Source organism: Mycobacterium sp. MAA66, from assembly GCF_041261665.1.
GTDB lineage: Bacteria > Actinomycetota > Actinomycetes > Mycobacteriales > Mycobacteriaceae > Mycobacterium.
In genome coordinates, this window is record NZ_JBGCCC010000002.1 from 163,268 (window position 1) to 189,112 (window position 25,845).

The following is a 25,845-nucleotide window of genomic DNA, read 5'->3' on the forward strand; positions in this document are numbered from 1 at the left end:
CTCACAACGGCACGGCTGATCTCGCCGGTATTGTCGGCGAATGCTGAAGGCGCCCAGCCTGACGCCGGCTCCGACTGAATCTCCACGCCAGGTTCAGCGCCCAACTACCCGAATGCACCTCCCCGAACGCGACAACCAAGGTCGCCCGAAGGAGCCCGGGCTCGCACGGCAGGTTGCCATGGAACTGGCGGTAACCCCAGAACACGTAGGCATCACCGGGTTGCAGGTTCACCAAGTACTTTTCGGCGGATCGGTTCACTTTCTTGGCGAGGTGGCGTCGATACAGGTGGTTGTGAGTCAGCACCGTTTCGACCAAATGCGTACCGACAAAACGCCGGAACGGACGTTTGTTTCCGAAGGCCACCAGCTCGCCGCAATTGCCAACGGTGGCACGAGGAATGAAGATGGGGACGATCATGGTGAGCACGCTCGGGTCGTAGTGAAAGCGGTTTGATCGCATCTTCGGCCCGAAGCCGTTGCGTACGGCGATGTTGCATTTGAACGTCTGTGCGGGGCCGGCCTTGGGGTAACGAAGCATGGCAGCTTCGTCGAAGAGGCGGCGTAGCGCGGGGTCGGACACGAGTTGGTGCGCCGGCGAGCCGATCTCCTTGTCGGCATGCACGACCAGAAGGTCGCCGTCGCCATGGCTGTCGATGCCGTCGGTCACAGTTTTCCGCAGGGCGTCAAGCCATTCTTCAGAGAATGCACCTCCGAGTCGGACCACGCCGTGTTCGTCGAGTTGGTCCGCCAGCCACGAAGGCGAGACGTCACCGATCCGGATGACGTCTGGCGCCACCTCCTCGACATCCATGCGTCCGCCTCTCAAGTCACCGGTAGCGCTCCAGCACGGGACCGGAAGGCCCCTGGCACAGGGCAAGATACTAACGACAATTGTCGCGAGCGCAAATGGGAATAACTCAGCGAATAGTTATGTGGGACATGGCAATAACGAGACGACTGCCCCGTCGCCCGTCCCGGAAACGCACAGCTTCGCAAGTCCGGCAAAGCATGCCCGCTTGCGGCCATGGTCGATCCGCAATGGATGAGGCCAATCCACGCAGCGGCACGTAGGGACGTGCGACGAAGTCAATCACCCTGTTGCACAACACTATTGATTGAATTGCAAATGCTCTGGCACTTACCTGATTGCGCCACAAGGAAATTAGGGCTACCACCATCCCCTTTGCGGTGCACGAGACGGCAATTTTGAGCCAAGCGATTTGTCGACGTCGAAGCTACTGCGCTCGACGGGTCATCGACTCCGTCGAATTGGGCCGACGTTGCCCATCGACATTCGCAACAGTCGCCCTGGCAGATCGTGATCATCAATACCGGGCAGCAGCCATGCAACAGGCCACAGGCCGCATTGGGCTCAGAGGAATCCGCAGTCCAAGAATGGTGACCACGGGATACAGCGTTCGGACAGCGGGACCCGCCCGAACGGCCCGCCCGCCGGCGCTGGTGTCGTTACATGCGGCTGGCCGCGCCACGGATAAATAACGTTGTTTCCAATGTCAACGGTGCCTTCGTACGTCTGATACCAGTCGTGACAGATGGTCCAGTCCCACCTGATCGATGCACTTCCCAGCATCAGCGAGTCACCCGGGCACCATTGGGTACACGTCATCGCCACTGGGCAGTCGGCGTGTTGACGCCCGCGGTCGGACCCGGGCGTGGCATGCCCGACTCCCATGCTCGACCCCAGTCCAACCAGCAGTCCGCCGGTCAGCATGACAACCGCCATCGCATGCGCCGGTGTCCTAATTGCCCACCGAGCGTGCCTCGCGGCCGGTCCCCGGCCCACGATCAGACGCGCGATTCTTCTGGCGTTCGCAGCCATCCAGCAAATAGATGGAACCAGACGTTGCCTGCTAAGCGCGCCAAACCACCGCGCTACATCAGCAACTCTTGATCTCATCGAGTGAGGGCGGCCGCCGCCATGTCTGACATTCCGTCTCGCAAACAACCTGTGTGCGCTCAATCGTAGAGGTATCGGTGCAGTGCTACGTCGATACTCCTCAGCAGGCAACTGTCCGCAATGCATCGCCTTCACCGACCCCTTCGCCCCCGCGGAGACACGTGGCTAACCATCTTGTGGGTCGCACGCCGTCTCCATAAGCGTCTCGCTTAATCTTTATGGACGCAGACAGCAAATACAATAGGTCGACGGTGACGAATCTTGAAGGTGGCAACACTTAAAGCCCGAGTGGGCCGGTTGCCGCTCGCGGGGACCGGACGCCACGTGTGCGCGGTGCGTCCCGTCAGGGCTTCTCGCCCGTAAATGCTTCCCGGAAGCCGGCGCCGGCCTCGGGGGTGACGTTGTGCGCGGTGATCTCCTCGCCGCAATGGGCGCAGGTAAGACGCGGGTCCGCGATTTCGCCGCACGCGTGGTGGCGCAGCACGACCGGCGGGCCGCTCGAATGCGGCAAATGCTTGTCGCCCCAACGCATCAGCGCGACGATGGCTCCGAACAGGTCTCGCCCCGAGTCGGTGAGTCGGTACTCATAGCGCTCGGGATCTTCCGAATAGCAGACCTTCGCAAGCACTCCAGCGTCGACAAGCATGCGCAGCCGGGACGAAAGCGTGGGGCGCGGGATGTTGAGATTGCGGGCGAGTTGACCGAAGCGGCGCACCCCGAAGAACGCTTCGCGCAAGATGAGCAGCGTCCAACGCTCGCCGACCAACTCAAGAGCCCTGCCAACAGAGTCAGCTTCGAAACGGTGGGACAGATCAGATGGCGAAACCATAGTTCAACAAATATACCGGTTCAGTTACTGAACCAGTAGTGGTAACGTAACTGAACCAGTCGACGGTCCCCCACGATTGCGGAGATAGCCATGAACCAGTCCGACACCACGAGCCCATCGCCGAACGGCGCGAACGACATCGAGGCGGTGGCCCGGCAGATCGCGATGACGGCGTGCGAAATGTCCGGCCAGATCGACGACGACCGTCGGCTACCCGAGGAATTGTTGATTCCCCTGCGAGAGTCCGGCCTGCCGCGGGCCGGCGCTCCCGTCGAATCCCGGGGACTGGAATTGGCCCCGGGAGTATCGCTGCGGTGCGCTGAAGCGGTGGCGCGCGGCAATGCCGCGGCGGGTTGGTGCGTCTCGATCGCCATCACCAGTAGCTTGCTGGTTGCGTACCTCCCCCCTACCAGCCGCGATGAACTCTTCGGTGATGGTCGCGGGATCGCCGCCGGGGTGTGGGCTCCGCGCGGTAAGGCCCGGACCGTGAACGGCGGTGTGGTGGTATCGGGCCGATGGCCATTCTGTAGCGGAATCACCCACGCGGACATGATGTTTGCCGGTTGCCTGATCGACGATCAGCGGGCACCCTCGGTGGTCGCGTTGCGTAAGGAGGACCTTCAGGTTCTCGACACCTGGCACACGCTCGGCCTGCGCGGTACCGGCAGCCATGATGTGGTGGCCGACGAGGTGTTCGTGCCGGCCGATCGCGTGTTCTCGCTATTCAACGGTCCTGTGGTGGATCGGCCGCTGTACCGCTTCCCGGTGTTCGGATTCTTCGCGTTGTCAATCGGCGCGGCCGCGCTGGGCAATGCCCGCGGCGCGATCGACGACCTCATCGGACTGGCCGGCAACAAGAAGGGGCTCGGGTCGACCCGCACGCTCGCCGAGCGACCCGCCACCCACACCGCGGTGGCGACTGCGGAAGTGACATTGGATGCTGCACGAGCGCTGTACTATCAGGCCATCGAAGCGGCATGGCAGGCCAGCCAAAGCCCCGAAGGAGTCCCCCTCGACGCGCGAAATCGCTTGCGCCTGGCAGCAACTCATGCGGTAAGGACTTCAGCCGACGTGGTACGCAGCATGTACGACCTCGCCGGCGGAACCGCAATTTACGACGACTCTGCATTGCAGCGACGCTTCCGCGACGCCTACACCGCCACTGCGCATTTCCAGGTCAACGAGGCCTCGCGCGAGCTGCCCGGCAGGATTCTGCTTGGCCAGCCGGCCGACGTGTCAACGCTGTGATCGCACATATCGAAGTTGCGTTGCCGTTCTGGCTGGATCGACCGGACGAGGAAGCGCTCGACCTTGCACGAGCAGCGCGCGACGCCGGGTTCGGCACATTGTGGATCGGCGAAATGGCCACCTACGACGTCTTCGCGTTGGCGACAGCAGTCGGACACCGCGTACCAGGTTTGCGCATGAAGCTGGGGCCATTGGCGCTCGCGGTCCGCAGCCCGGTCGCCTTGGCACTGGGCGCCTCATCCGTCGCCTCACTGACCGGCTGCGAGGTCGACATCGCGCTGGGTGCCTCCAGCCCGCCCATCGTGGTCGGCTGGCATGACCGCCCCTGGGCGCAGCACGCGTCGCGCATGCGCGAGACGATCGAGTGTCTGCGGCCGATACTGTCCGGGGCCCGAGCCGACTACACCGGAGACCACGTTCGCAGCCACGGCTTTCGACTACGAAAGCCGCTACCGGACAGCAGAATTGCGGTAGGCGCATTCGGTCCGACAATGACCAGAGTCGCGGCCCAATACGCCGACGAGGTTGTGCTCAACCTGGTATCACCGGCACACGTCGCCGACGCACGGGCGATCATCGACGCCGTGGCCGCCGCAACGGGCCGCACCCCACCTCGCCTGACGGTGTGGGTTCCCGTCGCGGTCAACCCTGGGGACGCAGCACACGGCCAATTGTCAGCGCAGCTGGCTGTCTACCTGGCCCCGCCCGGATACGGCGAAATGTTCAGTGAATTAGGGTTTTCCGACCTCGTCCAGCGCGCACGCGCGGGCGTCCGCCGCGCCGAACTGGCGCCCGCAGTCCCCGTCGAGCTACTCGACCAGGTGTGCGCGCTCGGCTCACCCGAGCGCGTCGCAGCGCGGCTGCAGGCCTACCACGACGCCGGTGCCGACGCCGTCTCGATCGTGCCCTCCACGGCTGAAGATCCAGGCGGCGCCGCCACTCTCAATTCGGTAGCGCTGCAACACAACATAACTCAGGAGATGTGAACGATGACCCTGGTCAACATGCAATGCCGTTTGGCTGCCCGTCCCGTCGGCCTACCCAAGCCGACCGACTGGACGTTCACCGAGGAGCCGGCGCCCAGCCCTGGCGACGGTGAACTCCTCCTGCAAGTGGAATACCTGTCCATCGATCCGGCGATGCGCTCCTGGATGAACGCAGGTCGGTCGTACGTGCCGCCGGTCGAGATCGGCGAGGTGATGCGTGCTGCCGGCATCGGACGCGTGATCGCCTCGCGTCACGCCGATTTCGCGGTGGGCGACGAGGTGTACGGAGTCTTCGGGGTCCAGCGCTACGTGCTGTCGGACGGGCGCGACCTGACACCGGTGGACACCAGCCTCGCGCCCGCGCCGGTCCATCTCGGCGTCCTTGGCATCGGCGGCCTGACCGCCTACTTCGGGCTACTGGACGTCGGCCGCCCCGAGCCGGGCCAGACCGTGGTTGTCTCGGGTGCAGCGGGCTCAGTCGGCAGCATCACCGGCCAGATCGCGCGGATCAAAGGCTGCCGCGTGGTCGGGATCGCCGGCGGACCGGAGAAGTGCCGCTGGCTGGTCGAGGAGCTCGGGTTCGACGCCGCCATCGACTACCAGGCCGGCGATCTGCGCGCGCAGCTGAAAGTCCACGCCCCCAACGGCATTGACGTGTTCTTCGACAACGTCGGCGGCGAGGCCCTCGAGGCAGCGCTGGCCCGACTCGCCCGCGGCGGTCGGATCGTGCTGTGCGGCGCGGTCTCTCAGTACAACGCCACCGCGGCGCAGGGCGGACCTGCCAACTACATGCAGCTGCTCGTGGCGCGTGGGTCCATGACCGGCTTCGTGGTTTTCGACTATGCCGACCGCTACGCCGAAGGCGTCGCCCAGCTGGCGAAATGGCTGGGCAACGGGGAACTACGATCCCGCGAGCACATCGTGGCCGGCGATGTCACCGACTTCCCCGATGTTCTGCTCACCCTCTTCCGCGGCGAGAACACCGGCAAGCTGGTTCTTGCGCTTGACGCTCATCAGGGCTGAGCAGCCCGCACCCCCCGACACCGTTGGCGTCACAAGTGACCGCCAGAATCGCGGCGTGCCTCAGCGCTCGGCCGTGGTGTCGCCGAGGCGATTGAGCAGCCGTGCCAATTCGGTGCGCTGACGTTCACTCAGTGTCCCGAAAAGACCTTCAAGGACTCGGGTTCCGGTGCGGGTGCCGGCGGCCAGCGCGGCGGCGCCCTCGTCGGTGAGCACAACCAATTTGGCTCGGCGGTCGGCGGGGTCGGCGGTACGGTCGACCAGGCCGTCGGAGGCCAGGCTTTCTACGGCTTGGGTGACGGTGCGTTCGGCGTAACCCAGCTTGTCGGCCAAGGTTTTCTGCCGGATCGCCACTCTGTCGTGCAGCTGAATCAGGATCCTCCAGCGGGCGAGCGAGAGGCCGCCGGCGGTCATCTGTTCGTCGAGAATTTTCTCGACCCCGTGCGCGACGGTCAGCAAGTGCAGTCCGAGGCGCGCGGTCTCGGAGCTGGCAACAGCAGCCAGCACGTCGTCTACCGATGTTCGTGCGGCGGCCACGCGATGCACTTTACCTTTCGGAGGTACCTCAGGTACCTCGGTGACCGTGCTATAAACTGAGGTACCTCATTAACCGTGAGAAGGAGCCCTGATCAAAACCCGCCCTGTCGTTGTCATCACCGGCGCCACCAGCGGCCTCGGCCGAATCGCGGCTATTGAACTGGCTCGCCAGGGCGCGCACCTCGGGGTGGTCGCCCGCAGTCAGCGCAAAGTCGACGACCTCATCGGCGAGCTCAATGTTGTCGCGCCAGGCACGCGGGTGGACACCTTCATCGCCGAGTTGTCTTCAATGGGCAGCGTTCGCCGGGCCGGAAGGCAGATTGACGCGCACTTCGACCGCGTCGACGTGCTGATCAACAACGCGGGCGTGCACGCTTTCCGCCCACGGGTCACACCGGACGGCTTCGCCGAGATGGTAGCCGTCAACTACCTGGCCCCTTGGGTTCTCACCAACATCTTGCGCGACAAGCTCATCGCCTCCGCACCGGCCCGCGTCGTCACAGTCGCGTCGGAAGGGGCGCGTCGCGCGGGCAGTATCGACCCCGCCCACGACCTGACCGCGACACCCCGCTACACCCGGCACGAATCGCTGAACCTGTACAGCCGGTCAAAACTGATGGACATCATGTTCAGCCAAGAGTTCGGCAGACGGCTGGCCGGCACCGGCGTGACCGCCAACTGCTGCGACCCGGGCTTCAACACCACCGGACTCGGCCGCGAACTTCCCTTCGCCGGCCTGCTCGAAAAGGCGCTCCGAGCAATGCATATCGGCGATCCACGCCGCGGCGCCGCCATCGTCGTCAAGCTGGCCACTGACCCGGCATTCGCCAACACCAGCGGCGGATACTTCTCGGCCAAAAACGCCGCACCGCTGACCTGTCCCGAACCGGGTCGCAGCCCCCAAATCCAAGGCGCACTTTGGGAAGCCACCGCAGCACTCGACTGCACATCCTGATTCAGGGTGAACGCAGCTACTCGTCACGCCAACCAGACTCAGCTCGCGCGGGACTCTTGGTCATGACCGTGTCCGCGCCGGTGCGGCCGCGGTAGCGAGTGGCCGCTTGGGCCAGCTGCGACCGGCCGCTGTCGTGACGTTCACGATTGGCCGCAACGACCGCCGCAGTTGCGGGGATACGGCGCAGTTCGTAATTGCGGAGCCCGTCGACGTTGTCCTCCGCAAGGGATTCGGCGAGTACTTCCGCGTCGACGATGGTCTGCGAAGCTCCGTTGGCGCCGACCGGATACATCGGGTGGGCGGCATCGCCGAGCAGGGTGACCCGTCGGCGGCCCCACCGAGACAGCGGTGCCCGATCGACCATCGGATATTGCAGCACGGTCTCGGTCGTAGCGATCAGCGCGATCGGATCAAGCCAACCCAGATTCCAGTCGCGTACGTGTGCGGTGACGGTGTCATGGTCGACCGGTTCGTCCCAACTGGGCGCTGCCATAGCAGCCCCGTCGTGGGCTTCAGGGACCAGCAAGACCCAGTTGATCAACCCGAATCCGAGGCGGTACAGAACGAGTTCGACCCCGTCGCCGGCCTTGACGATTGCCATCGTGGCACCGTCGAGAAACGGCTCTGCCGGTGTAGCACCGCGGAACAGCCGCACACCCGACCACCGGATCGGATCATCTTGCGCTGGATGGAGTTTGCTGCGCACAGCGGAGTGGATTCCGTCCGCGCCGACCAGCATCGCGCACGACAGGTCCCCTCGGCTCGTCGTCACGTGGACACCGTCGTCGCTGTCGTCGAAATCCGTCAGCGCGGTACCGGTGTTGACTGCGTCAGGACCTAGACGCTCGGTAACGGCGTTCAGCAACAGCATCTGCAGCTCGCCACGATGTACCGAACATTGTGGGAACCCGTAGTCACCTGCCAGGCCGAGCGGTTCCCGCAGCAGTAGTCCGCCATTCGCGTCGTAGAACTCGAGCCGACTCGGTGATACCGAGATTTCATCGAGTCGATCGCCCAGGCCGAGGTGGTGCAGCTCCCGCACAGCGTGCGGAAGCAGGTTCACGCCGACGCCCACAGCCCGTAGCTCGGGCGCCCGCTCAATGGCCGCGGCGGAGATGTTGCGGGCGTGCAGAGTAAGCAGCGACGTCAAGCCGCCGATACCCGCACCGGCGATCAGAACGGTCGAATTGTCATCGATCATGAGCGGTTCCCGATTTCTGTGACGTGGTTGTCGAACGCATCGCAAGCAGCCGATGGCGTTGGTTCACACAGGTACGCTAAAACTTCAAGTTCTGTTGAAGTCAAGCCACAGGGAAGACGATGCCGCACAAGCCAACTGACATGCTGACCGTAGGAGAAGTTGCCCACCGCGCCGGAATCGCGCCCAGCGCGGTGCGGTTCTACGAAGAACACGGTCTGATCAGCTCGGTGCGCACGGCAGGAAACCAGCGGCGTTATGCCCGGCACGTGCTGCGCCGGCTGAGCATCGTCCTGGCCGCCCGCCGCTTCGGCATCCCACTAGCCGAGGTGGCAACCACCTTCGAGACCTTGCCGTCCGATCACATGCCCAGTAAGCGCGACTGGATTCGGATCTCGCGAATCTGGCACGCTCAGCTTGCAGCCCGCCGCCGCGAGATCGAACGCTTGGAGGAAGAGCTCACCGGCTGCATCGGGTGTGGCTGCCTGTCCTTGAAGACGTGCCGAGTCTTCAACCCCGGCGACCAGCTCTCCGAACAGGGGCCAGGACCCCGCCGTTTGATTCCGCCGGGATGAACCGTGCGCCTCATACGGGCACCAGCGATTGGGCCAACTGGTGGCACCTTCAAGAATTGGGAGAGGAATGACACCTTGGCGTCAGTTCTCGGTCCAGCTTTGGGGCAGCATCGGTTCTGAAGTGACCTCGTTGGGCTTCACGGTTTTCGCGAATGACAGGCCTCGCGCAGATGTGACAGTGCCGGCACCCCGACCTGACCGAGCGATGTCCGGTCCGCCATATTCTTCGGTTAGATTGGCAGACAGTGGAATTCGTTCGTCGCCGACCATGATTTCGTGCTTATTCATACGCGACCTCCTGCGACGTCGCCCCGCCCGCTGCGCGGCTGCCGGGGCGGCGCCGAGCGCGGCTTCTGCCGCGGCGCTGGTGCTGGTCTCTGATATCCGGCCACCTGCGGTCGGGGTGAACCCTTCTGCCGGCGGCTCGCCACCGACTGCATAGAGGTAGAGCTGGCCGGCCGATTGCGCGTCCGCGGCCGCGGACGACGCCGACGCCGACGGCGACGGCGTTGCCGAACCAGACGCCGAGGCAGTGGAGGGCGACGCGCTCAGCGGTGCGACGCCGACCGCCGGCAGTGCAGAGCGCTCAGGGATACCGCCGTGAACCAAGGAAGCTGGCTGGTACGACGAGGTTCCATCGGGTTGCCCAGCAACCGGCCCGCGGACTGCCACGGCCGCCGCTGTGGCAGCGGTCGCGGCGGGAGCCAGCAACGCGATGAACGGTCCGAAGTAGATCGTCGGATCCAGTATCGAATAGGCGGCGATGGTGAATACCTGGCTGCTGATAACCGAAGACACCGAGTCGAGCGCCTGGGTAAGGATGCTGCGCCAGGGTTCGGGCAACGTCGAGGTCCATTTCTCGAGATCTCCGAGAAGGTTCTCGATCTGCTGAAGGATCCAGCCGGTCACGTCGCCAGTGCTGGAATCCGAACTGGTGGAGGCCGCAGCAGCGGAGGCGGTGAGCGCACCGCCGACGTCGCGGGACAACACCGGCGGAACCCCGGGCACCGCCGGGATCGATTGGACACTCGCCTCAGTTACCGCCTGATAGCTGCTCATGGTGGTGGCAGCCTGTAACCACATGCGGGCATAGTCCGCTTCGTTCAGAGCGATCGGAATCGTATTGATACCAAGGAAATTCGTAGCCGACAGGGCCGCGTAAGCAACGTGGTTCGCCGCAAGTTCGGCCAAAGTCGGCATAGCTGCCAGTGCAGTGGAATATGCTGCCGCGACGGCGTGGTGAATCTGCGCGGTAATGTCCGCCACCGCGCTCATCGACGTCAACCAGGCGAGGAACGGCTGGTGAGCAGCGCAGTACTGCTCGGCACTCGGACCCTCCCATGCCCCCGACCGCACCGCCGACAAGATGTCGGCGAGTTCGGTTGCAGCGCCGGAGTATTGGACCGCCAGGAAGCGCCACGCTTCACCGGCCGCCAGTAGAGATCCTGCTCCGGGGCCCACTGACAGCAGTACCGAGTTCACTTCCGGTGGCAGCGCATACCAAGACACCAACACGCAATTTAGGTTAGCCTAAACTAATCGACTCCGGCAGTGCTACATCCCCACTTGAACCGAGCCTGAAGATGCTTACGTCACGCTCTTGCAATGACACGGCCGGGCACGCTGATTCGGCTCACGACGTCCATCAGATCAGCAGCAGAGATCGCTGCATTGCCACGCTGTCCGGGCGTAGGGATAACGGCGTTGGGATATCACGGCCCAGCTACTAGCCGGTCGCGAAGGTGGCGCAACCAACGCAACAGCGGAGGGGGCCCGTTTGGTGGTGTCCACACCTTGGCGCCTTGCGTCGCACGGGTTGATGTGGAGGAGTTGTATTGCGGCGCCGTTTTCGACGGCGGCGGCGCTACCGATTCCGTGGGGGCCGGCGGCGCCACCGCACTCGAGACAACCGGTGGCGCAGTTGCCGTCTCTGTGGCGGCCGGCGACTGCGTGCGGGTCGGTTCTGCCCTGGCAGTGATGAAGTCTGAATGGATCATGCCCAGGCCCGCGGAGCTGCCCGACAGGATTACCACGGCAATCACCAACGCCGCGAACAGGGTAAGCAGCACCGCCCACGACACCGCCAAGGCGTTCACAGAACGTCTACGGGTGGACCCAACCGGCGAGCGTCGAAGACCACGCACTCGGCTACCGCTGGCCGAACCGGTGTTGACCATGGTCTCGATCGGGAAAGTAGCCGCCGGTTTCATCCTCGGATGTCCCCTCTCCACAGGCATGCCGGGGTGAAGCAGACTCACGCCCGCACTGGTACACGACGGTACAGGGGCGCCGGCCGGTCGGTCACCGTTCCGCAGTACGTGCTGAGCGCCAAATGTCGCCACGCACGCCGACCCGTTTGCCTATCCGATCTGCTGCTTCCCGTTTGGCGGTGCCGGCCGATGTCCACCGCCTGGCCTGACCGGTAAACAGGCAGGGCGCACAGCGTCGGACACTGCGGAGCGTGCCCCCGGATGATCAGCGACTGATTGCCGGGGTACCCGAACGCACCGCGGCCCGTGGGACCTGAATTCTGACTTTGATGTGGCCGTAACAATCACGCCATCGACTGTTCCTAGGGTGAGGCAGTCATTCACCCGGAGCGATAGGAATTCCATTGAGCGGAAACGCGACCCGTTTGCAGGCCATCGCCGGTGTTGAAGCTTATGTGCCCCCGGCGTTCAGCTTCGATCCTGCAGAAGCCCCCGGGGAAATTTTCGGTGCCAACGTGTTCACCAAATCCGAGATGCAATCTCGGCTGCCGAAGGCGATCTACAAGTCGGTGGTGGCGACCATCGAGAAGGGCGCCAAGCTGGATCCGACGGTTGCTGACGCAGTTGCCGCCGCGATGAAAGACTGGGCCTTGGAGAAGGGCGCGACCCACTACGCGCACGTGTTCTATCCGATGACCGGGCTGACCGCCGAAAAGCATGACAGTTTCCTCGAGCCTGTCTCGGACGGGCAGGCGCTGGCTGAGTTCGCCGGCAAGACCCTCGTTCAAGGCGAGCCCGACGCGTCCAGTTTCCCGTCCGGTGGTCTGCGATCGACGTTCGAGGCTCGCGGCTACACCGGCTGGGACGTGACCAGTCCGGCGTACATCCTGGAGAACCCGAACGGCAACACGCTGTGCATCCCGACCGTATTCGTATCGATGACCGGCGAGGCACTGGACTACAAGACGCCGCTGCTACGCAGCCAGCAGGCCATGGGCGTGCACGCCGAGCGCATATTGAAACTGTTCGGCCACGAGAACTTAGAGAAAGTGGTCTCGTTCTGCGGCCCCGAGCAGGAGTACTTCCTGGTGGACCGCCACTTCTTCCTTGCCCGTCCCGACCTGATCAACTCCGGCCGCACCCTGTTCGGAGCCAAGCCGCCCAAAGGCCAGGAGTTCGACGACCACTACTTCGGCGCCATCCCCGAACGGGTGCTGGGCTTCATGATGGACACCGAGCGGGAGCTGTTCAAGCTCGGCATTCCGGCAAAGACCCGCCACAACGAGGTCGCGCCAGGTCAGTTCGAGATTGCGCCGATGTTCGAGCGGGCCAACATCGCCTCCGATCACCAGCAGTTGCTGATGACCGTCTTCAAGACCATCGCCAAGAAGCACGGCTTGGAGTGCCTTTTCCACGAGAAACCGTTCGCCGGGGTGAACGGTTCGGGAAAACACGTCAACTTCTCGATGGGCAACGCCGAGTTGGGCTCGCTGCTGGTGCCCGGTGATACTCCCCACGAGAACGCCCAATTCCTGGTGTTCTGCGCGGCGGTCATTCGTGCCGTGCACAAATTCGGTGGGCTGCTGCGCGTTTCGGTGGCTTCGGCCACCAACGACCATCGCCTCGGTGCCAACGAGGCGCCGCCCGCGATCATCTCGATCTTTCTTGGCGATCAGCTCGCCGATGTCTTCGAGCAGATCGCCAAGGGTGCTGCGACGTCATCAAAGGGCAAGGGCAGCATGATCATTGGTGTGGATACCCTGCCGGTGCTGCCTACTGACCCCGGGGATCGCAACCGGACCAGTCCGTTCGCCTTCACCGGCAACCGATTCGAATTTCGGGCGCCGGGCTCAGGGCAGACTGTCGCCGTGCCGATGATCGTCCTGAACACCATCATGGCCGACTCGTTCGACTACCTGGCCACCATCTTGGAGAAGGCGGTAGCCGACGGCGAAGAGTTCGACACTGCGGTGCAGAAGGTCCTGACCGACATCATCACCGAGCACGGTGCGGTGGTCTTCAACGGGGACGGTTACTCGGACAACTGGCAAGCCGAGGCTGCCACCCGCGGACTGCCGAACCTCAAGACCACGCTGGATGCCATCCCGGAACTGATCAAGCCCGAGGCCGTGGAAGTCTTCGAAAAATACGGGGTCTTCAGCGAGCGTGAGCTGCACAGCCGCTACGAGGTGCGTCTGGAGCAGTACGTATTGACCGTCGGCGTGGAGGCCAAGTTGGCACTCGAACTCGGTTCGACCACCATCCTGCCGGCCGCCATCCGCTACCAAACCGAGCTCGCGCAAAACGTCGCGGCACTGACCGCCGCGGGCGTCACACCGAATTTGGCACTGCTGCAGTCGATCTCGGAGCCCATCAGCGCTCTGGGCGATGCACTGGCCACGTTGAAAACCGCACTGTCCGACCATTCGGCGGAGTCGGCCTACGACGAGGCCACGCACGCCCAGCACGTTTTGTTGCCGGCCATGGAGGCGGTCCGGGCCGCCGCCGACACCCTAGAGACCGTCGTGGCCGACGACCTGTGGCCGCTGCCGACCTACCAGGAGATGCTCTACATTCTCTGACCCCAACACACACATCACTTGCAGGACCGGCCAGGACCTCACCGCCAAGTGCCCAACGAGCGGGCGGTGAGGTCCGACGGGCATGTACAGGGGCCGCTGGTTGTGAGCTCCGAATCGACATAGTTGGTCTGGCGAAGGTCGGCGTCCCGATACGTGGGTGATTGACTACCCGGGCATTGATCTGACACGTGCCGCGCCTGGCGGTGCCGGTTCCGATGACGGCTGCGTTGCCGCCGGAGCCGCCTGTTCCACCGTTGCCGACGGCGACGCCGTCCGCGCCCTTGCCTGCGGTCAGCAGCCTGGCCGGCCGTCGTTACCTCCCACGTAGTGGGCCGCCACTCTTGAGCCAGTGGCCGAGCCCTGCATGCCATCCGGATGCCGTGCGAAACCATCTCTGCGACAACGCATTATCAAACAACGAGGCCAAGCCTCCTACGGTGTTCGATGAGCTCGCAACCTACGGGCCGAGCCGGATCAGCGAATCCCCCGCATCAAAGCTATACGACAATACGTCGTACGAACGCTTCTAAACGCATGACATTGTGTCCGTTGCCCAGTCGGGAGCGTACGCGCACACTTTTTGACACAGCCACACCGAAACACTCAAATCTCATGCGGGAGAACGTAATACCGCAGTAACAAAGGTAGCACCTCCGCAACACGAGTTGTTCCACGTACGCGCAGAGCCTACGGACCCGGTACTACCGGCTCGACACGCCTGGACCCGGCCGCCGCCTCCCCCTACCAGGGCTTGCTTCTGTGCACCTACACCCAGAGGAGACAACCAATGGCAATCGACCCATCTGCCGAAAACCATAGCGACGCCGCCATACTCACAAACTATGGCTATACGCAAGAGCTCGACCGTGGCTTAAAGTTCTGGACCACTTGGGCAATTGGATTTGCCATGGTGTCACCGATAGTCGGCTTGTATACGATCGTGGCGCTCGGGGCCACCGCCGCCGGCCCGGCCTGGGTATGGGCGATCCCGTTGGTGGCTGTCGGTCAGATGGCACTGGCTATGGTCTACGCCCAGCTCGCGGCGAAATGGCCACTGAGCGGCGGCATCTACCAGTGGACGCGACGGCTTCTCGGCCCGGCCGCCTCTTGGTGGGCTGGTTGGTTTTACCTCTGGGCGGTGATTCTGACGGTCGCCGGCGTGACGTACTCGGGCGGCCAATTCCTTGGTGAACTATTCGGCATCCAAAACCCGAGTCCCCTGACGAGCATCTTGTTGGCGATGGCCTTGCTAGTGGTGGTGACGGTCATCAATAGCATTGGTCTCAATGTTCTCAAATATGCGGTGCTGATTGGCATTTGCGCGGAGTTGGTCGGCAGCATCGCAGTGGGACTGTCCTTGCTCATCGTGGCACGCAAACAGCCGCTCGGAGTGTTGGTCGACACATCGTTGGCGCCCGGAGGTTCGTCGGCATTCGTCGGCGCATTCGTGGCGGCGATCGCCGTGGCCGGTTGGGCGTTCATCGGTTTCGATGCGTGCGGCAGCGTGGCGGAGGAGACACAAAATCCCCGTCGCGAGGTTCCTCGGGCCATCGTCTGGTCCTTGCCGCCGGTGATCCTGGTTGTCATCATCGGTGCAGTCGCTCTGATGCTGTCAACACCCGACATGTCGGCCGTCGTCAATGGGCTGATCGCCGACCCGGTGGGTAACTCTGTCGGAGTCGGTTTGGGCGCATGGGCCGAGAAGCCGTTTCTGGCCGTCGTCGTCATTGGGTTCACGGCGTGCGCCCTGGCCGTGCAGACCACTGCATCCCGAGTTGCGTTTTCTTTTGCCCGAGACGGCATGATCCCCGGATCGTCGCTGCTGCGAAAAGTGTCTGGGCACAACCGCATTCCCGTCGTTGCAACATTGACCGTCGGAGGCCTGGCCGCCCTGGCGTTTCTGTACAGCGACGCCCTCAACATCCTGGTCAAGTTCTCCACCGGCGCGTACTTCATCGCCTTCCTGTTTCCGGCCGTCGCGCTGCTGTACGTCCGCGTGAAGGGGCAGTGGGTCCCGTATCCGCAAGCCCCCTTCGGCGGGCGCTTCGGTTACGCCGTCAACATCTTCGCGGTGGTGTGGGCATTATTCGAATGCATCAACATCGCCTGGCCACGGCACGACGTCACCCCGGCCGCAACCTGGGCCGTGCCAGCCGGATTGGCAGTATGCGCCCTGGTCGGCGGCCTCTACTTCGTGGCGAGGCGGCCAGACCGAGCGGTCGTCGACACGGATGGGGTGGGCGGTAGCGAAGTACTACCGGCAACAGCCGCGCCCGTCTACGACTAGGCATCGCGATGACACGCCCTGGCGGTAGCCGCCGCATCACTTGTGCGATCCATGACCAAGCAACGAACGGAGAAATCAATGTATGACGTCATCGTGGTCGGCGGCGGACTGTCCGGCGGCCTGCCCGCAGCCGCCTATCTCCAGAGGGCGGGCTTGCGGGTATTACTCCTGGAGGCCAACGCTGAACTGGGCACCTTCTGCTGCACACACGAGACTTGGCCGCAGACACTCGACAGTCCCCACGTCGGTGTGTCGTTCGCCGGCAACTCCCCGGTGATCGCCGACCTCGAACTGGAAAAGTACGGCTTCAACTTCAAGGTCAGTCCAGTGGTGCTGGCGACCACGTACCGGGACGGCAGCAACGCGCTCATCTGTCAAGAACCGGAGCGAACGAGGGACAACTTCGCCATGCACTCGGCCCGCGACGGGCAACGCATGTTGGAGATCCAGTCACGTGTCCACGAGACCATGGTCGAGTACAACCAGCTCAGCTCGTTCAGTCCGCACCCCGATCCGTCCAAGCTGCAACGAATCTATGAAATCTGTTCTTATGCAATGGGGTACAGCATCGACGAGATGGTCGACATGACCGGACCGGAACTGTGTGAGCGCACCTTCGAAACCGATGCGTGCCGACAGATCCTCATGACACCGGTTGCGTTTTGGGAGCATGGCGCACCCTTCGCCCGCGGCCAGGGTGCATTCGGCACAACGTTCGCCCTGTACTACACGACTGGAATTGCGATCGGCGGCAACGAAGCTCAGGTGGATGCGCTCACCGCGTGCTTCCTGGAGTATGGCGGGACGATCTGGACCGGCTGCACTGTTGACGAGATTCTCGTCAGAGACGGCCACGCCGTTGGGGTTCGGCTGTCCGATCGCGCGATGTACCCCAACCGCGAAATTGAGGCGCGCTACATCATTTCCAACGCAGGCGTGCCAGAGACGCGCCGGATGGTCACACCCAGCGTGCTCGAATCAATCGACCCGATGCTCGCCAACAAGATGAGCGAATGGAAGATGAGCCTACGCGGCTCGCATGTGACGTCCTGGCTCTTGGACCGCAAGATCGATTGGAAGTCATCAGGATTCGACCCGCTGATCAATGATGCCATCCTGGTGTATCGCGCCTTCGATTCGTGGGAGGGCACCAAGCAGTACATGGTCGACATGTTGGGCAACGACACCCGCAAGGCGGCAGGTCATCTCATGGAGTTCACCTATTCCGCGCCCGTCGACCCCAACGCGGTCTCCCCGCGGGGCGAAGTGATCTTGCGGGCCGAAGAATGCTTTCCCTACCCGTTGCACGGCCTCGGCGGGCCCGAGGCATGGGACGGCCCGATCCGCCACGAACTTGTACAGAACCGCAACCTGATGATGGCTGACTTGGTCAACAACTGGAACGACTCCGTTCTCGATCAATACGACTGGACCCCACTGGACAATTGGCGGCTGAATCGGTCGGCGAAGTTCGGCCAGGTCGTTGGCGGCGACTTTTCCGAAGACCAGTGGATCTTGGGCCGCATGCCCTATCGGATGCCGATCACCAACCTCTACATGTCCAACGGCGTATGGCCTGTCGGCCTCAGTTGGATGGCCGCCGGTTACAACGCCGCCCAAGTCGTCGCGGAAGACGCGGGAGTTCGCAACCAGACTTGGTGGACCTCGAAACCCTATGAGTGGTACGCGCAGAACCTTGAGCGGCTACTGACCCCATTAGGGGTTGATCACGAGACATTCGCAGCGAAGACGGGAGCCTGATCGCAATGACCGACGAAGTATTCGACATCGCGATCATCGGATCGGGTCCGAACGGACTCACAGCGGCGGCGTACCTGGCCAAGGCCGGTGCCCGAGTTGTGGTGCTGGAGAGCCGCTTCGAGCGCGGCGGCACCTTCGCCTCCGACGACTACTCCACACCTTTCACCTACAACCTCGCACAGCTGTCACTACCACTGGGCACCGAGCTGCCACCGTATCGCGACCTGCGACTCGATCAACACTCAGTGGGATTCATTGCCCCATCAATCGCCTTCACGGTGACCGCCGGAGGGCAGCGCACCACGATATACAGAGGCGGACGAGGACTGGGGGGACGAGCCCAAGCGCTCCTGGACGCGGCCTACGCCAATGTGAAACCCCTGTTGTACCAATCCCCTTCGAACTACGACAAGGTACTCAGCGTATTGTCCGAGTCCAGCCCGGCGACCGTTGAGATCGCCGAGATGACCCCGGATACCCTTTCTTCCCTGGGCGAATCAGAAGGCGGCAGCATTGCACTGCGATATGCAGCCGGTCTGGCCGGATTCACCAGGAACGACCAGCAACTCGGTGTCATCGGGGCGTTCGCAGTCGCCAGCCAATTCTTCCCAAATCTTGTGGTGGGTGGGACCAAGAACTTGGCCAACGGCATCTACCGGGTGGCCGCGAATGCCGGTGCCCGCGGCTATGTTTCAGCCAAGGTGACATCGGTGACCAAGACGAACGGAGTGTTCGCGTTGGTGCTGGCCGACCGACGTCGCATCCATGCCACGACGGTCATTTCGACCGTGGACCCCAAATCGAACCTCGAAATACTCCACGACGATCTGGTCTCCCCCGCATACCGTGGAGCCGCACAGGACTGGACCGTAGATCGGACAGGTCCCTTCATCGCGCATTACGGCATCAAGGGACAACCGGCGGCTGACCTCACACCCGACGCCAACGCCGCGGCACAGATCATCGGGTTCGACAGCTCCGCCGACGTTGCCGCATACTTCGACTCAGTCGAGCGCGGCCAACTTCCAGATCTACCTGCGGGTCACCTATCGCCGACCACCCTGCACGATCCGCTGCAGGCCTCGCCCGGACCGTACGGGCCACTGCACACGCTTCGCTTCGACACCATGGCGCCGCTGGAGCATCCGGCTGGGTCCTGGACCCGTTTACGCACCGCTTGGCGCCAACGGATATGGGACACACTCGTAGGCGCATCGCCGGAACTAGATCAAGCACATCTGCTATTTCAGTTCTGCGACAGTCCCGCCGACATTGCCCGGCGATTCGCCACGGCCGCGAATGGATCGATACGGCAGGGTTCGTTGTGCATCAGCCAGACGTTCGAGAACCGACCGGAGCCGGCGTCGTCGACGACTCGTACTTCCGTGTCGGGCCTGTACTTGGCCGGAGGCAGCGTCCATCCCGGTATACCCGGATCTCTCGGGTCGGGCTACCTGGCCGCCGGGACAGTCACTGCAGACCTCGGACTGAACCGATGGTGGCCCGAACCAGATCTCACCGCACGTTAGGCGCCCAAAGAAGGGAGAGGCAAAGCTCGTTCAGCCCCACCGCGACAACGCAAAAGTCGTTGGGGCAGCTAATCGTCCGCGGAGAATCCCTCTATCTGTTTCATTGAATATCTGTTTCATTGAACCTTGGGCGGCCGGGCTCGTCATGACGTCCAACGGTTGACCGAATGCGGTAGGCAGGCGAACACCGAATGCGACTCATCGCCGTGCGTCGTCGTTGTCATCGCGCAGGGAACGGATCATGCTCTGCAGAATCCGGAACCCGCCTGACTGCTCGGCCTCGGTCATCCCGGCTACCATCCTGACTTCGACGGACCGGACCGCCATGGTCGCTTTCTCCAGGCTCCGTCGACCCCGAGGCGTGAGCCGCGTCGGAAGAACCTTCCCGACGGGTGCCTCCGCAGGTCTGGTCACATAGCCGTCTCGCTCCAGGGCCTGGAGCAGCACGTTCATCGACTGCCGCGTCACGAACGCGCCCCGCGCAAGCTCGGAGTTCGACAAGCCCGGCCGTTGAGCCAGCAGCTCCAGACACGCGTAGTGCGTCACGCTCATCCCAAGCGGCCGCAGGACCTCCTCCATGGCTGCGCGTAGGACGCTCGACGCTTCTTTGAGCAGGTAGCCCAGTGAGGTCTCCAGGTCGACCCCGACACCATCTTGACTCATGTCAGTATTCTGACATACGTTGTCCATGTCAGAAATCTGACACACAAAGGAGAATCCACATGCCCGTCACCGGCCCCGACTTCATCTCGCTCCAAGCGCGCAATCTCGACGCCTCGCAAGCGTTCTACGAGCAGTACCTCGGCCTCGTGCGCTCGCAGGCCGGACCTCCGCACGCCGTCGTCTTCGAAACGAAGCCGATCACGTTCGCACTCCGCGACGTCATTCCCGGAACCGATCTCGCCTCCGTTGCCCAGCCCGGCATCGGTGCCGCGATCTGGCTTCACGCCACCGACGTCCAGGCCATTCACGATGCCCTCGCCACCGACGGTCACACCATCGTCTCCGCACCGATTGACGGCCCTTTCGGTCGGACATTCACCTTCGCCGACCCCGACGGCTACCAGGTCACTCTCCACGACCGCGCCTGATCGCCACAGGACTTTCACCGATCCCCGAAGGACACGGTGGGGCCAGCGAACAGCACTGGGCGCCAACGCTTCCCACCCCGAGCGGGCCCGATATCGGGCTACCCGGCAGCCGGGTCTACCCATCTGGGCCAACAGTGCTCCTCGACGCCGCGCGCACCCAGCTCGACGCATTCGTCGAGGAGTACCGGATGCTGCCTATTCCTGTGTCACTCGCCTGCTATTCCGGTCCGACTTGCCCACTTCGTTCCCCCGTGAGGCTCGGTAGTAATACCTCGTCGACCAGTACGCGGACCGTCTCATCGGTCGGTGGCCGATCGGAGACCAGGGTCCGGAAGACCAGATATCCCGGCAGCAGATCGAAGAGTTCCTCGTTGAGCACGCAGGCCTCGATCTCGCCCCGCTCAAGGGCGTCGGCGAACACACCGTCGAACATCAATTTGCGCTGCAGCACGAATTTCTCCTGCATCGCCGCCTGCAGTCGGGGATTACGCGACATCTCGTTCAGTACTGCCCGCATGGTCCCCATGTGTTGACGCGCCTGTTCACAGGTGGCGTGGCCGATTTCCAGCAGATCACCACGCAGCGAGCCGGTGTGGGGCGCAGCGGCCGAACTGCGGGTGCCCTCGATGAAGGCGGCGAGCACCAGATCGGCTTTCGATGGCCAGCGCCGGTACATGGTGGCCTTGCTTGCCTTGGCCTTGATGGCCACAGCTTCGACGTTCAGCCGATCGTATCCATGCTCTTGGAGTAGCTGCAGTGTGATCGCCAGGAGTTCAGCCTCGCGCGCGCTCCACGGACCGGTCGAGACATCACATGGGCCATCGGCCATCATCGCGCTCCTTACTACATCGTCAAACCATCGTCGACACCGTGAGAGCAGCATTTTATTCGCACGTCAAGCGGTTGCGATCGCGTGTACCGTACCGTACCGTCCTGCGTAGGTGTGCATCACGGTTTCACTGTTTTTGCGTGAGATCGTCCGCGGGCGAAAGGCTTTGGGTTGAGCAGGTTCTCGATCGGTAAATTCGCGCGTCGACGATGGACTGCGCTCGTGACCATCGCCGTGGTGGGACTCGTAGGGTTCACCGTTTACCGACTCCATGGCTACTTCGGCTCGCACAACGAGTTGTCCAGGCCCGGATCGGACGCGCTGGAGAACACCGGATACAACCCCAAACGCGTGTTATTCGAGGTATTCGGTTCGCCCGGATCGGTGGCCACGATCAACTATCTCGACATCCATGCGCAGCCGCAGCGGGTCGAGAACGTCACGTTGCCCTGGTCGGTGAATCTGATCACCGACGACCCGACGATGTTCGCCGATCTGCGGGCACAGGGGGACGGCAACACCATCGGGTGCCGCATCACAGTCGACGGAATCGTCAAGGACGAAAGGTCCACGAATCACGTGAACGGTTACATCTCCTGCCTGGACAAGACCGCATGACGCCGGGCGAGCAGCCGGACGCGGATGGCACAGCGCATAAGCACCGTACTGAGGCCCCGGTCGAGGGATCCCGGATGGCGCGGTTGATCAGGACGTTGGCGTTACCGATCGTGCTGGCGTGGATCGCTATTGCTGCCGTGTCCAACACCATCGTGCCGCAGCTGGAGATTGTTGGCTGGGAACGTTCGGTAGGGCTGAATGCCGCTGACGCGCCAGGCATCTTGGCGATGCGGCACATTGGACAGGTCTTTCACGAGTTCAATTCCGACAGTGCGGCGATGATCGTGCTCGAGGGCGACAAGCCGCTCGGGCCGGAAGCGCACACGTACTACGACGGCTTGGTGAAGAAGCTCCAGCAGGACACCGTGCACGTCGAACATGTTCAGGACTTCTGGGGTGACCCGCTGACAGCCGGCGGATCGCAGAGTAAAGACGGCAAGGCAGCGCTCACCCAGGTTTATCTGAGCGGCAACCAGGGTGAAGCCAAGTCGAACGAATCCGTTGACGCGGTGCGGAAGATTGTCGCGGACACGCCGCCGCCCCCAGGCGTGAAGGCCTACGTCACTGGTGCGTCACCGCTGGTGACCGACAACTTCGAGGTCGGTAGTGCGGGTACCAACGAGGTCACCGGCGTCACCTTCCTTGTCATCGGGGTGATGCTGCTGTTCGTCTATCGCTCCCTGGTGTCCATGCTGATCGTGCTCGTGATGGTCGCGATCGAGCTGGCGGCGGCTCGCGGCGTGGTGGCAGTCCTTGCTCATGCCGGCGTCATCGGTCTGTCCACCTACTCCACGAATCTCCTTACGTTGCTGGCGATTGCGGCCGGTACGGACTACGCGATCTTCGTTGTCGGGCGGTACCAAGAGGCCCGCAGTAAGGGCATGGACCGGCTTCCGGCCTACTACGACATGTACCGGGGCACGGTCCACGTCATCGTCGGGTCGGGCCTGACCATTGCCGGCGCGGTGGCATGCATGGCGTTCACCCGGCTGCCGTACTTTCAGACTCTGGGCATTCCTGCCGCCATCGGGGTTGTCGTGACGTTGACGGCGGCCCTGACCCTGGGGCCGGCGGTGTTGTTGATCGGCACCCGGTTCGGGCTATTGGAATCTAAGGGCAAGCTCGAAGCCCGCGGTTGGCGGCGGATCGGCACCGCCATCGTCCGCTGGCCCGGTCCCATCCTGGTGGTGACATGTGCGCTCGCGCTCGTCGGACTGGCCGCGCTGCCTGGCTACCAGACCAGCTACGACAACCGCCCGTATATCCCAGACAGTGCGCCCGGCGTCGTCGGGATGGAGGCCGCCGAACGGCACTTCACCGAAGCCCGAATCAACCCTGAGCTGATGATGATCGAGACCGATCACGACATGCGGAACCCAGCCGACATGCTGATTCTCGAGCGCGTCGCCAAAGCGGTCCTGCACACGCCGGGCATCGCGCTGGTGCAATCCATCACCCGGCCACTCGGAACACCGCTCACACACAGTTCCATTCCGTTCCAGATCAGCGCGTCGAATGCCAGCTCGATCATGAATCTGGGTTATCAGAAGGACCGCGCGCACGATCTGCTCAAGCAGGCCAACGACATCACCAACACCCTCGCCGTCCTCAACCAGCAACTGGCGTTGCAGAAGCAGAGCGCTGCCGTGACCCACGAGCAGACGGAGGCGTTCCACGACACGGTGACGACAGTGAACGACCTGCGTGACAAACTCGCCAATTTTGACGACCAGTTCCGTCCGCTGCGCAACTATTTCTACTGGGAACCGCATTGCTTCGATATTCCGATGTGTTCGGCGCTGCGGTCGGTGTTCGACGCCTTGGACGGGATCTCCGATCTCTCCGACAAATTCGGCGCGATCACTGCGAGCCTGGACAAGTTGGATGCCCTGCAGCCGCAGCTGGTCGCGTTGATTCCGCCGCAGATCGCGATCCAGGAACGCAACCGGGAACTCACGCTGTCGAACTACGCGACGACCGGCGGCACCAACGCGCAGAGTGATGAGGCCCTGAAAAATGCGACCGCAATGGGGCAAGCCTTCGACGATTCCAAGAACGACGATTCGTTCTACCTGCCGCCCGAGGCTTTCGACAACGCCGATTTCAAACGTGGCCTCAAGTTGTTCCTCTCACCTGATGGCCAGGCCGCGAGATTCATCGTCACCCACCAGGGCAATCCGGCCGATCCCGGTGGTATCCCGCACGTCGACGCCATGAAGAATGCGGCCTTCGACGCACTGAAGGCGACGCCCATGGCTGATGCCAAGATTTACGTGGCCGGAATCGCCTCCACCAACAAGGACATTCAGGAGGGGATGAAGTACGACCTGCTGATCTCGGCGATAGCCGCGCTGGCCCTGATCATGCTGATCATGCTGTTCATCACCCGCAGCATCGTCGCTGCCGTCGTCATCGTGGGCACCGTCGCGTTGTCACTCGGGGCATCAGTGGGTCTGTCTGTTCTGGTATGGCAGTACATCTTTGGCATTCATCTGTATTGGATCGTGGTGCCGCTGGCCATCATCCTGTTGTTGGCAGTGGGCGCGGATTACAACCTGCTGTTGATATCGCGGTTCGAGGAGGAGATCGACGCGGGCCTGCGGACCGGAATCATCCGTGCGATGGCTGGCACCGGCCGCGTCGTCACGGCAGCCGGCCTGGTGTTCTCGGCGACCATGTCATCGTTCATCTTCAGTGACCTGGTGGTGCTTGGGCAGATCGGCACCACGATCGGCCTGGGCCTGCTGTTCGACACCCTGGTGGTCCGCTCGTTCATGACACCGTCGATCGCCGCCCTACTGGGACGGTGGTTCTGGTGGCCGGTCAACGTCCGACCCCGGCCGGCGAGCCGCATGTTCCGTCCGTACGGAACCCGCAGCTCGGTTCGCGAACTCCTTCATCTCGGCAACGACGAGGAGACCGCACGCGAACCGAAAGTGACGGCGGATAACTGAAGTACGTCCTCCGATCTGGCGTAGCCACGTGATGCATCCACTGAGGACGACCGCGCGGCGGAGTACCGCGGACGGCTTGATCACGACTACAGACCGGTCAGAGCGTGGCATAAAGCTTGCGAGAACCGGCTGTTCTGCCACTGGCGGTGGAGTGGTGATGACGACACACTCGATTTATGCCCAATCCTCCTCAACCGCAGCAGGATTCACCCGCTGCAAACTCGGACCTTGTCACACTGCCTGACACAGCCCTCGCGACGGCTGCGCTCAAACTTGTGCTGGACGCAGAATCGCCGGCTATCGCCAATCACAGCTCCGGATAGCACTTTTGACCACCGGTCAGCCGCTTGCACTAACGACGTTCTCAAGCAACAGGTACGCGCTTGTCAATGTTGCGAGCACGAGTGCACTCAAGGTGTGGGACCGGGGCGTCGTTGGCGGTCAAGGTCGCCTTTAACACCACAGTTGTTTTATGTGATCGTTGAGTGATCCATCCAGACGTCAGTCGTCGCACCGACGTCTGAGCGACGACGAGACCGTTCAGGTGGCCAACGAGCTTGTTGCTGCCGGCCAACTACTCATTGACGGCACCGACATTCGGGTGGCCATCACCAAACTGACCGACGAGATGCCCTCGTCAGAGGACACCGGACGGGTCCGTCAGCGCTTGGTCTCCGCGGGCTGGCCGGTGCACGATTCCCTTGAGCCGTAACGTCAT

General features: G+C 63.0%; 21 protein-coding genes and 1 pseudogene. 15 read left to right on the top strand and 7 right to left on the bottom strand.

Annotated elements, in window-relative coordinates:
- Position 1: 1 nt before the first annotated feature.
- Both ABIA30_RS07280 and ABIA30_RS07285 read right to left on the bottom strand, forming a co-directional pair.
- A complete protein-coding gene (locus ABIA30_RS07280; protein WP_370063677.1) occupies positions 2-667 on the bottom strand; it encodes a hypothetical protein in 666 nt (221 codons plus the stop codon).
- A 1,594-nt stretch (positions 668-2,261) separates the two neighbouring features.
- On the bottom strand, positions 2,262-2,747 hold the full coding sequence (locus ABIA30_RS07285; protein WP_370063679.1) for a winged helix-turn-helix transcriptional regulator: 486 nt from the start codon (positions 2,745-2,747) through the stop codon (positions 2,262-2,264).
- A 90-nt stretch (positions 2,748-2,837) separates the two neighbouring features.
- Between ABIA30_RS07285 and ABIA30_RS07290 the strand changes: the two genes are divergently transcribed.
- Genes ABIA30_RS07290 through ABIA30_RS07300 form a run of 3 tightly spaced genes read left to right on the top strand, consistent with a single transcriptional unit; the run spans position 2,838 to position 6,004 of the window.
- On the top strand, positions 2,838-3,995 hold the full coding sequence (locus tag ABIA30_RS07290) for an acyl-CoA dehydrogenase family protein (protein WP_370063681.1): 1,158 nt from the start codon (positions 2,838-2,840) through the stop codon (positions 3,993-3,995).
- Complete coding sequence (locus tag ABIA30_RS07295; protein WP_370065426.1) at positions 3,995-4,981, top strand: LLM class F420-dependent oxidoreductase; 987 nt, start codon at positions 3,995-3,997, stop codon at positions 4,979-4,981. Before ABIA30_RS07290 ends, ABIA30_RS07295 begins: the two co-directional genes overlap by 1 nt.
- Positions 4,982-4,984: 3 nt before the next feature.
- On the top strand, positions 4,985-6,004 hold the full coding sequence (locus ABIA30_RS07300; protein ID WP_370063683.1) for an NADP-dependent oxidoreductase: 1,020 nt from the start codon (positions 4,985-4,987) through the stop codon (positions 6,002-6,004).
- Between the two features lie 60 nt (positions 6,005-6,064).
- On the opposite strand, the gene ABIA30_RS07305 is transcribed toward ABIA30_RS07300, so the two are convergent.
- Positions 6,065-6,538, bottom strand: a complete 474-nt coding sequence (locus tag ABIA30_RS07305; protein ID WP_370063685.1) for a MarR family winged helix-turn-helix transcriptional regulator — start codon at positions 6,536-6,538, stop codon at positions 6,065-6,067.
- Positions 6,539-6,653: 115 nt separating this feature from the next.
- Between ABIA30_RS07305 and ABIA30_RS07310 the strand changes: the two genes are divergently transcribed.
- Positions 6,654-7,493 (top strand): SDR family NAD(P)-dependent oxidoreductase, encoded by an 840-nt coding sequence (locus ABIA30_RS07310; protein WP_370065428.1) that lies wholly within the window; start codon positions 6,654-6,656, stop codon positions 7,491-7,493.
- Positions 7,494-7,509: 16 nt separating this feature from the next.
- Here the strand turns inward: ABIA30_RS07310 and ABIA30_RS07315 are convergent, their stop codons facing one another.
- A complete protein-coding gene (locus ABIA30_RS07315; RefSeq protein WP_370063687.1) occupies positions 7,510-8,694 on the bottom strand; it encodes an FAD-dependent monooxygenase in 1,185 nt (394 codons plus the stop codon).
- 119 nt (positions 8,695-8,813) lie between these two features.
- Between ABIA30_RS07315 and soxR the strand changes: the two genes are divergently transcribed.
- Positions 8,814-9,266 (top strand): redox-sensitive transcriptional activator SoxR, encoded by a 453-nt coding sequence (soxR, locus tag ABIA30_RS07320; protein WP_370063689.1) that lies wholly within the window; start codon positions 8,814-8,816, stop codon positions 9,264-9,266.
- Between the two features lie 81 nt (positions 9,267-9,347).
- Here the strand turns inward: soxR and ABIA30_RS07325 are convergent, their stop codons facing one another.
- A complete protein-coding gene (locus ABIA30_RS07325) occupies positions 9,348-10,781 on the bottom strand; it encodes a PPE family protein (protein ID WP_370063691.1) in 1,434 nt (477 codons plus the stop codon).
- A gap of 306 nt (positions 10,782-11,087) precedes the next feature.
- Here ABIA30_RS07325 and ABIA30_RS07330 point away from each other — a divergent pair, with 306 nt between their 5' ends.
- The 6 genes and pseudogenes from ABIA30_RS07330 (at position 11,088) to ABIA30_RS07355 (ending at position 19,635) form a co-directional block, all read left to right on the top strand.
- Complete coding sequence (locus ABIA30_RS07330) at positions 11,088-11,513, top strand: hypothetical protein (RefSeq protein WP_370063693.1); 426 nt, start codon at positions 11,088-11,090, stop codon at positions 11,511-11,513.
- Between the two features lie 367 nt (positions 11,514-11,880).
- On the top strand, positions 11,881-14,058 hold the full coding sequence (locus ABIA30_RS07335) for a glutamine synthetase III (protein WP_370063695.1): 2,178 nt from the start codon (positions 11,881-11,883) through the stop codon (positions 14,056-14,058).
- A 787-nt stretch (positions 14,059-14,845) separates the two neighbouring features.
- Positions 14,846-16,345 carry an APC family permease gene (locus tag ABIA30_RS07340; RefSeq protein WP_370063697.1) on the top strand — a complete coding sequence of 500 codons (1,500 nt, stop codon included), beginning with the start codon at positions 14,846-14,848 and terminating at the stop codon, positions 16,343-16,345.
- Positions 16,346-16,423: 78 nt separating this feature from the next.
- Positions 16,424-16,549, top strand: a pseudogene (locus ABIA30_RS07345) (NAD(P)-binding protein); the annotation flags it as partial.
- 69 nt (positions 16,550-16,618) lie between these two features.
- Positions 16,619-18,106 (top strand): phytoene desaturase family protein, encoded by a 1,488-nt coding sequence (locus ABIA30_RS07350; RefSeq protein ID WP_370065557.1) that lies wholly within the window; start codon positions 16,619-16,621, stop codon positions 18,104-18,106.
- A gap of 5 nt (positions 18,107-18,111) precedes the next feature.
- Positions 18,112-19,635, top strand: coding sequence for a phytoene desaturase family protein (locus tag ABIA30_RS07355; protein ID WP_370063699.1), 1,524 nt, complete (start codon positions 18,112-18,114; stop codon positions 19,633-19,635).
- Between the two features lie 198 nt (positions 19,636-19,833).
- Here ABIA30_RS07355 and ABIA30_RS07360 read toward each other — a convergent pair whose 3' ends face one another.
- Positions 19,834-20,298 (bottom strand): MarR family winged helix-turn-helix transcriptional regulator, encoded by a 465-nt coding sequence (locus ABIA30_RS07360; protein WP_370063701.1) that lies wholly within the window; start codon positions 20,296-20,298, stop codon positions 19,834-19,836.
- 59 nt (positions 20,299-20,357) lie between these two features.
- Here ABIA30_RS07360 and ABIA30_RS07365 point away from each other — a divergent pair, with 59 nt between their 5' ends.
- Positions 20,358-20,726 (top strand): VOC family protein, encoded by a 369-nt coding sequence (locus ABIA30_RS07365; RefSeq protein ID WP_370063703.1) that lies wholly within the window; start codon positions 20,358-20,360, stop codon positions 20,724-20,726.
- Positions 20,727-20,943: 217 nt separating this feature from the next.
- Here ABIA30_RS07365 and ABIA30_RS07370 read toward each other — a convergent pair whose 3' ends face one another.
- Complete coding sequence (locus ABIA30_RS07370) at positions 20,944-21,555, bottom strand: TetR/AcrR family transcriptional regulator (protein WP_370063705.1); 612 nt, start codon at positions 21,553-21,555, stop codon at positions 20,944-20,946.
- A gap of 171 nt (positions 21,556-21,726) precedes the next feature.
- Between ABIA30_RS07370 and ABIA30_RS07375 the strand changes: the two genes are divergently transcribed.
- The 3 genes from ABIA30_RS07375 to ABIA30_RS07385 all read left to right on the top strand — a co-directional run bounded on the left by ABIA30_RS07375 (position 21,727) and on the right by ABIA30_RS07385 (position 25,839).
- On the top strand, positions 21,727-22,173 hold the full coding sequence (locus tag ABIA30_RS07375; protein ID WP_370063707.1) for an MmpS family transport accessory protein: 447 nt from the start codon (positions 21,727-21,729) through the stop codon (positions 22,171-22,173).
- Positions 22,170-25,127, top strand: coding sequence for an RND family transporter (locus ABIA30_RS07380; RefSeq protein WP_370063709.1), 2,958 nt, complete (start codon positions 22,170-22,172; stop codon positions 25,125-25,127). Before ABIA30_RS07375 ends, ABIA30_RS07380 begins: the two co-directional genes overlap by 4 nt.
- A 481-nt stretch (positions 25,128-25,608) precedes the next feature.
- Positions 25,609-25,839 carry a DUF3349 domain-containing protein gene (locus ABIA30_RS07385; RefSeq protein WP_370063711.1) on the top strand — a complete coding sequence of 77 codons (231 nt, stop codon included), beginning with the start codon at positions 25,609-25,611 and terminating at the stop codon, positions 25,837-25,839.
- Positions 25,840-25,845 lie beyond the last annotated feature (6 nt).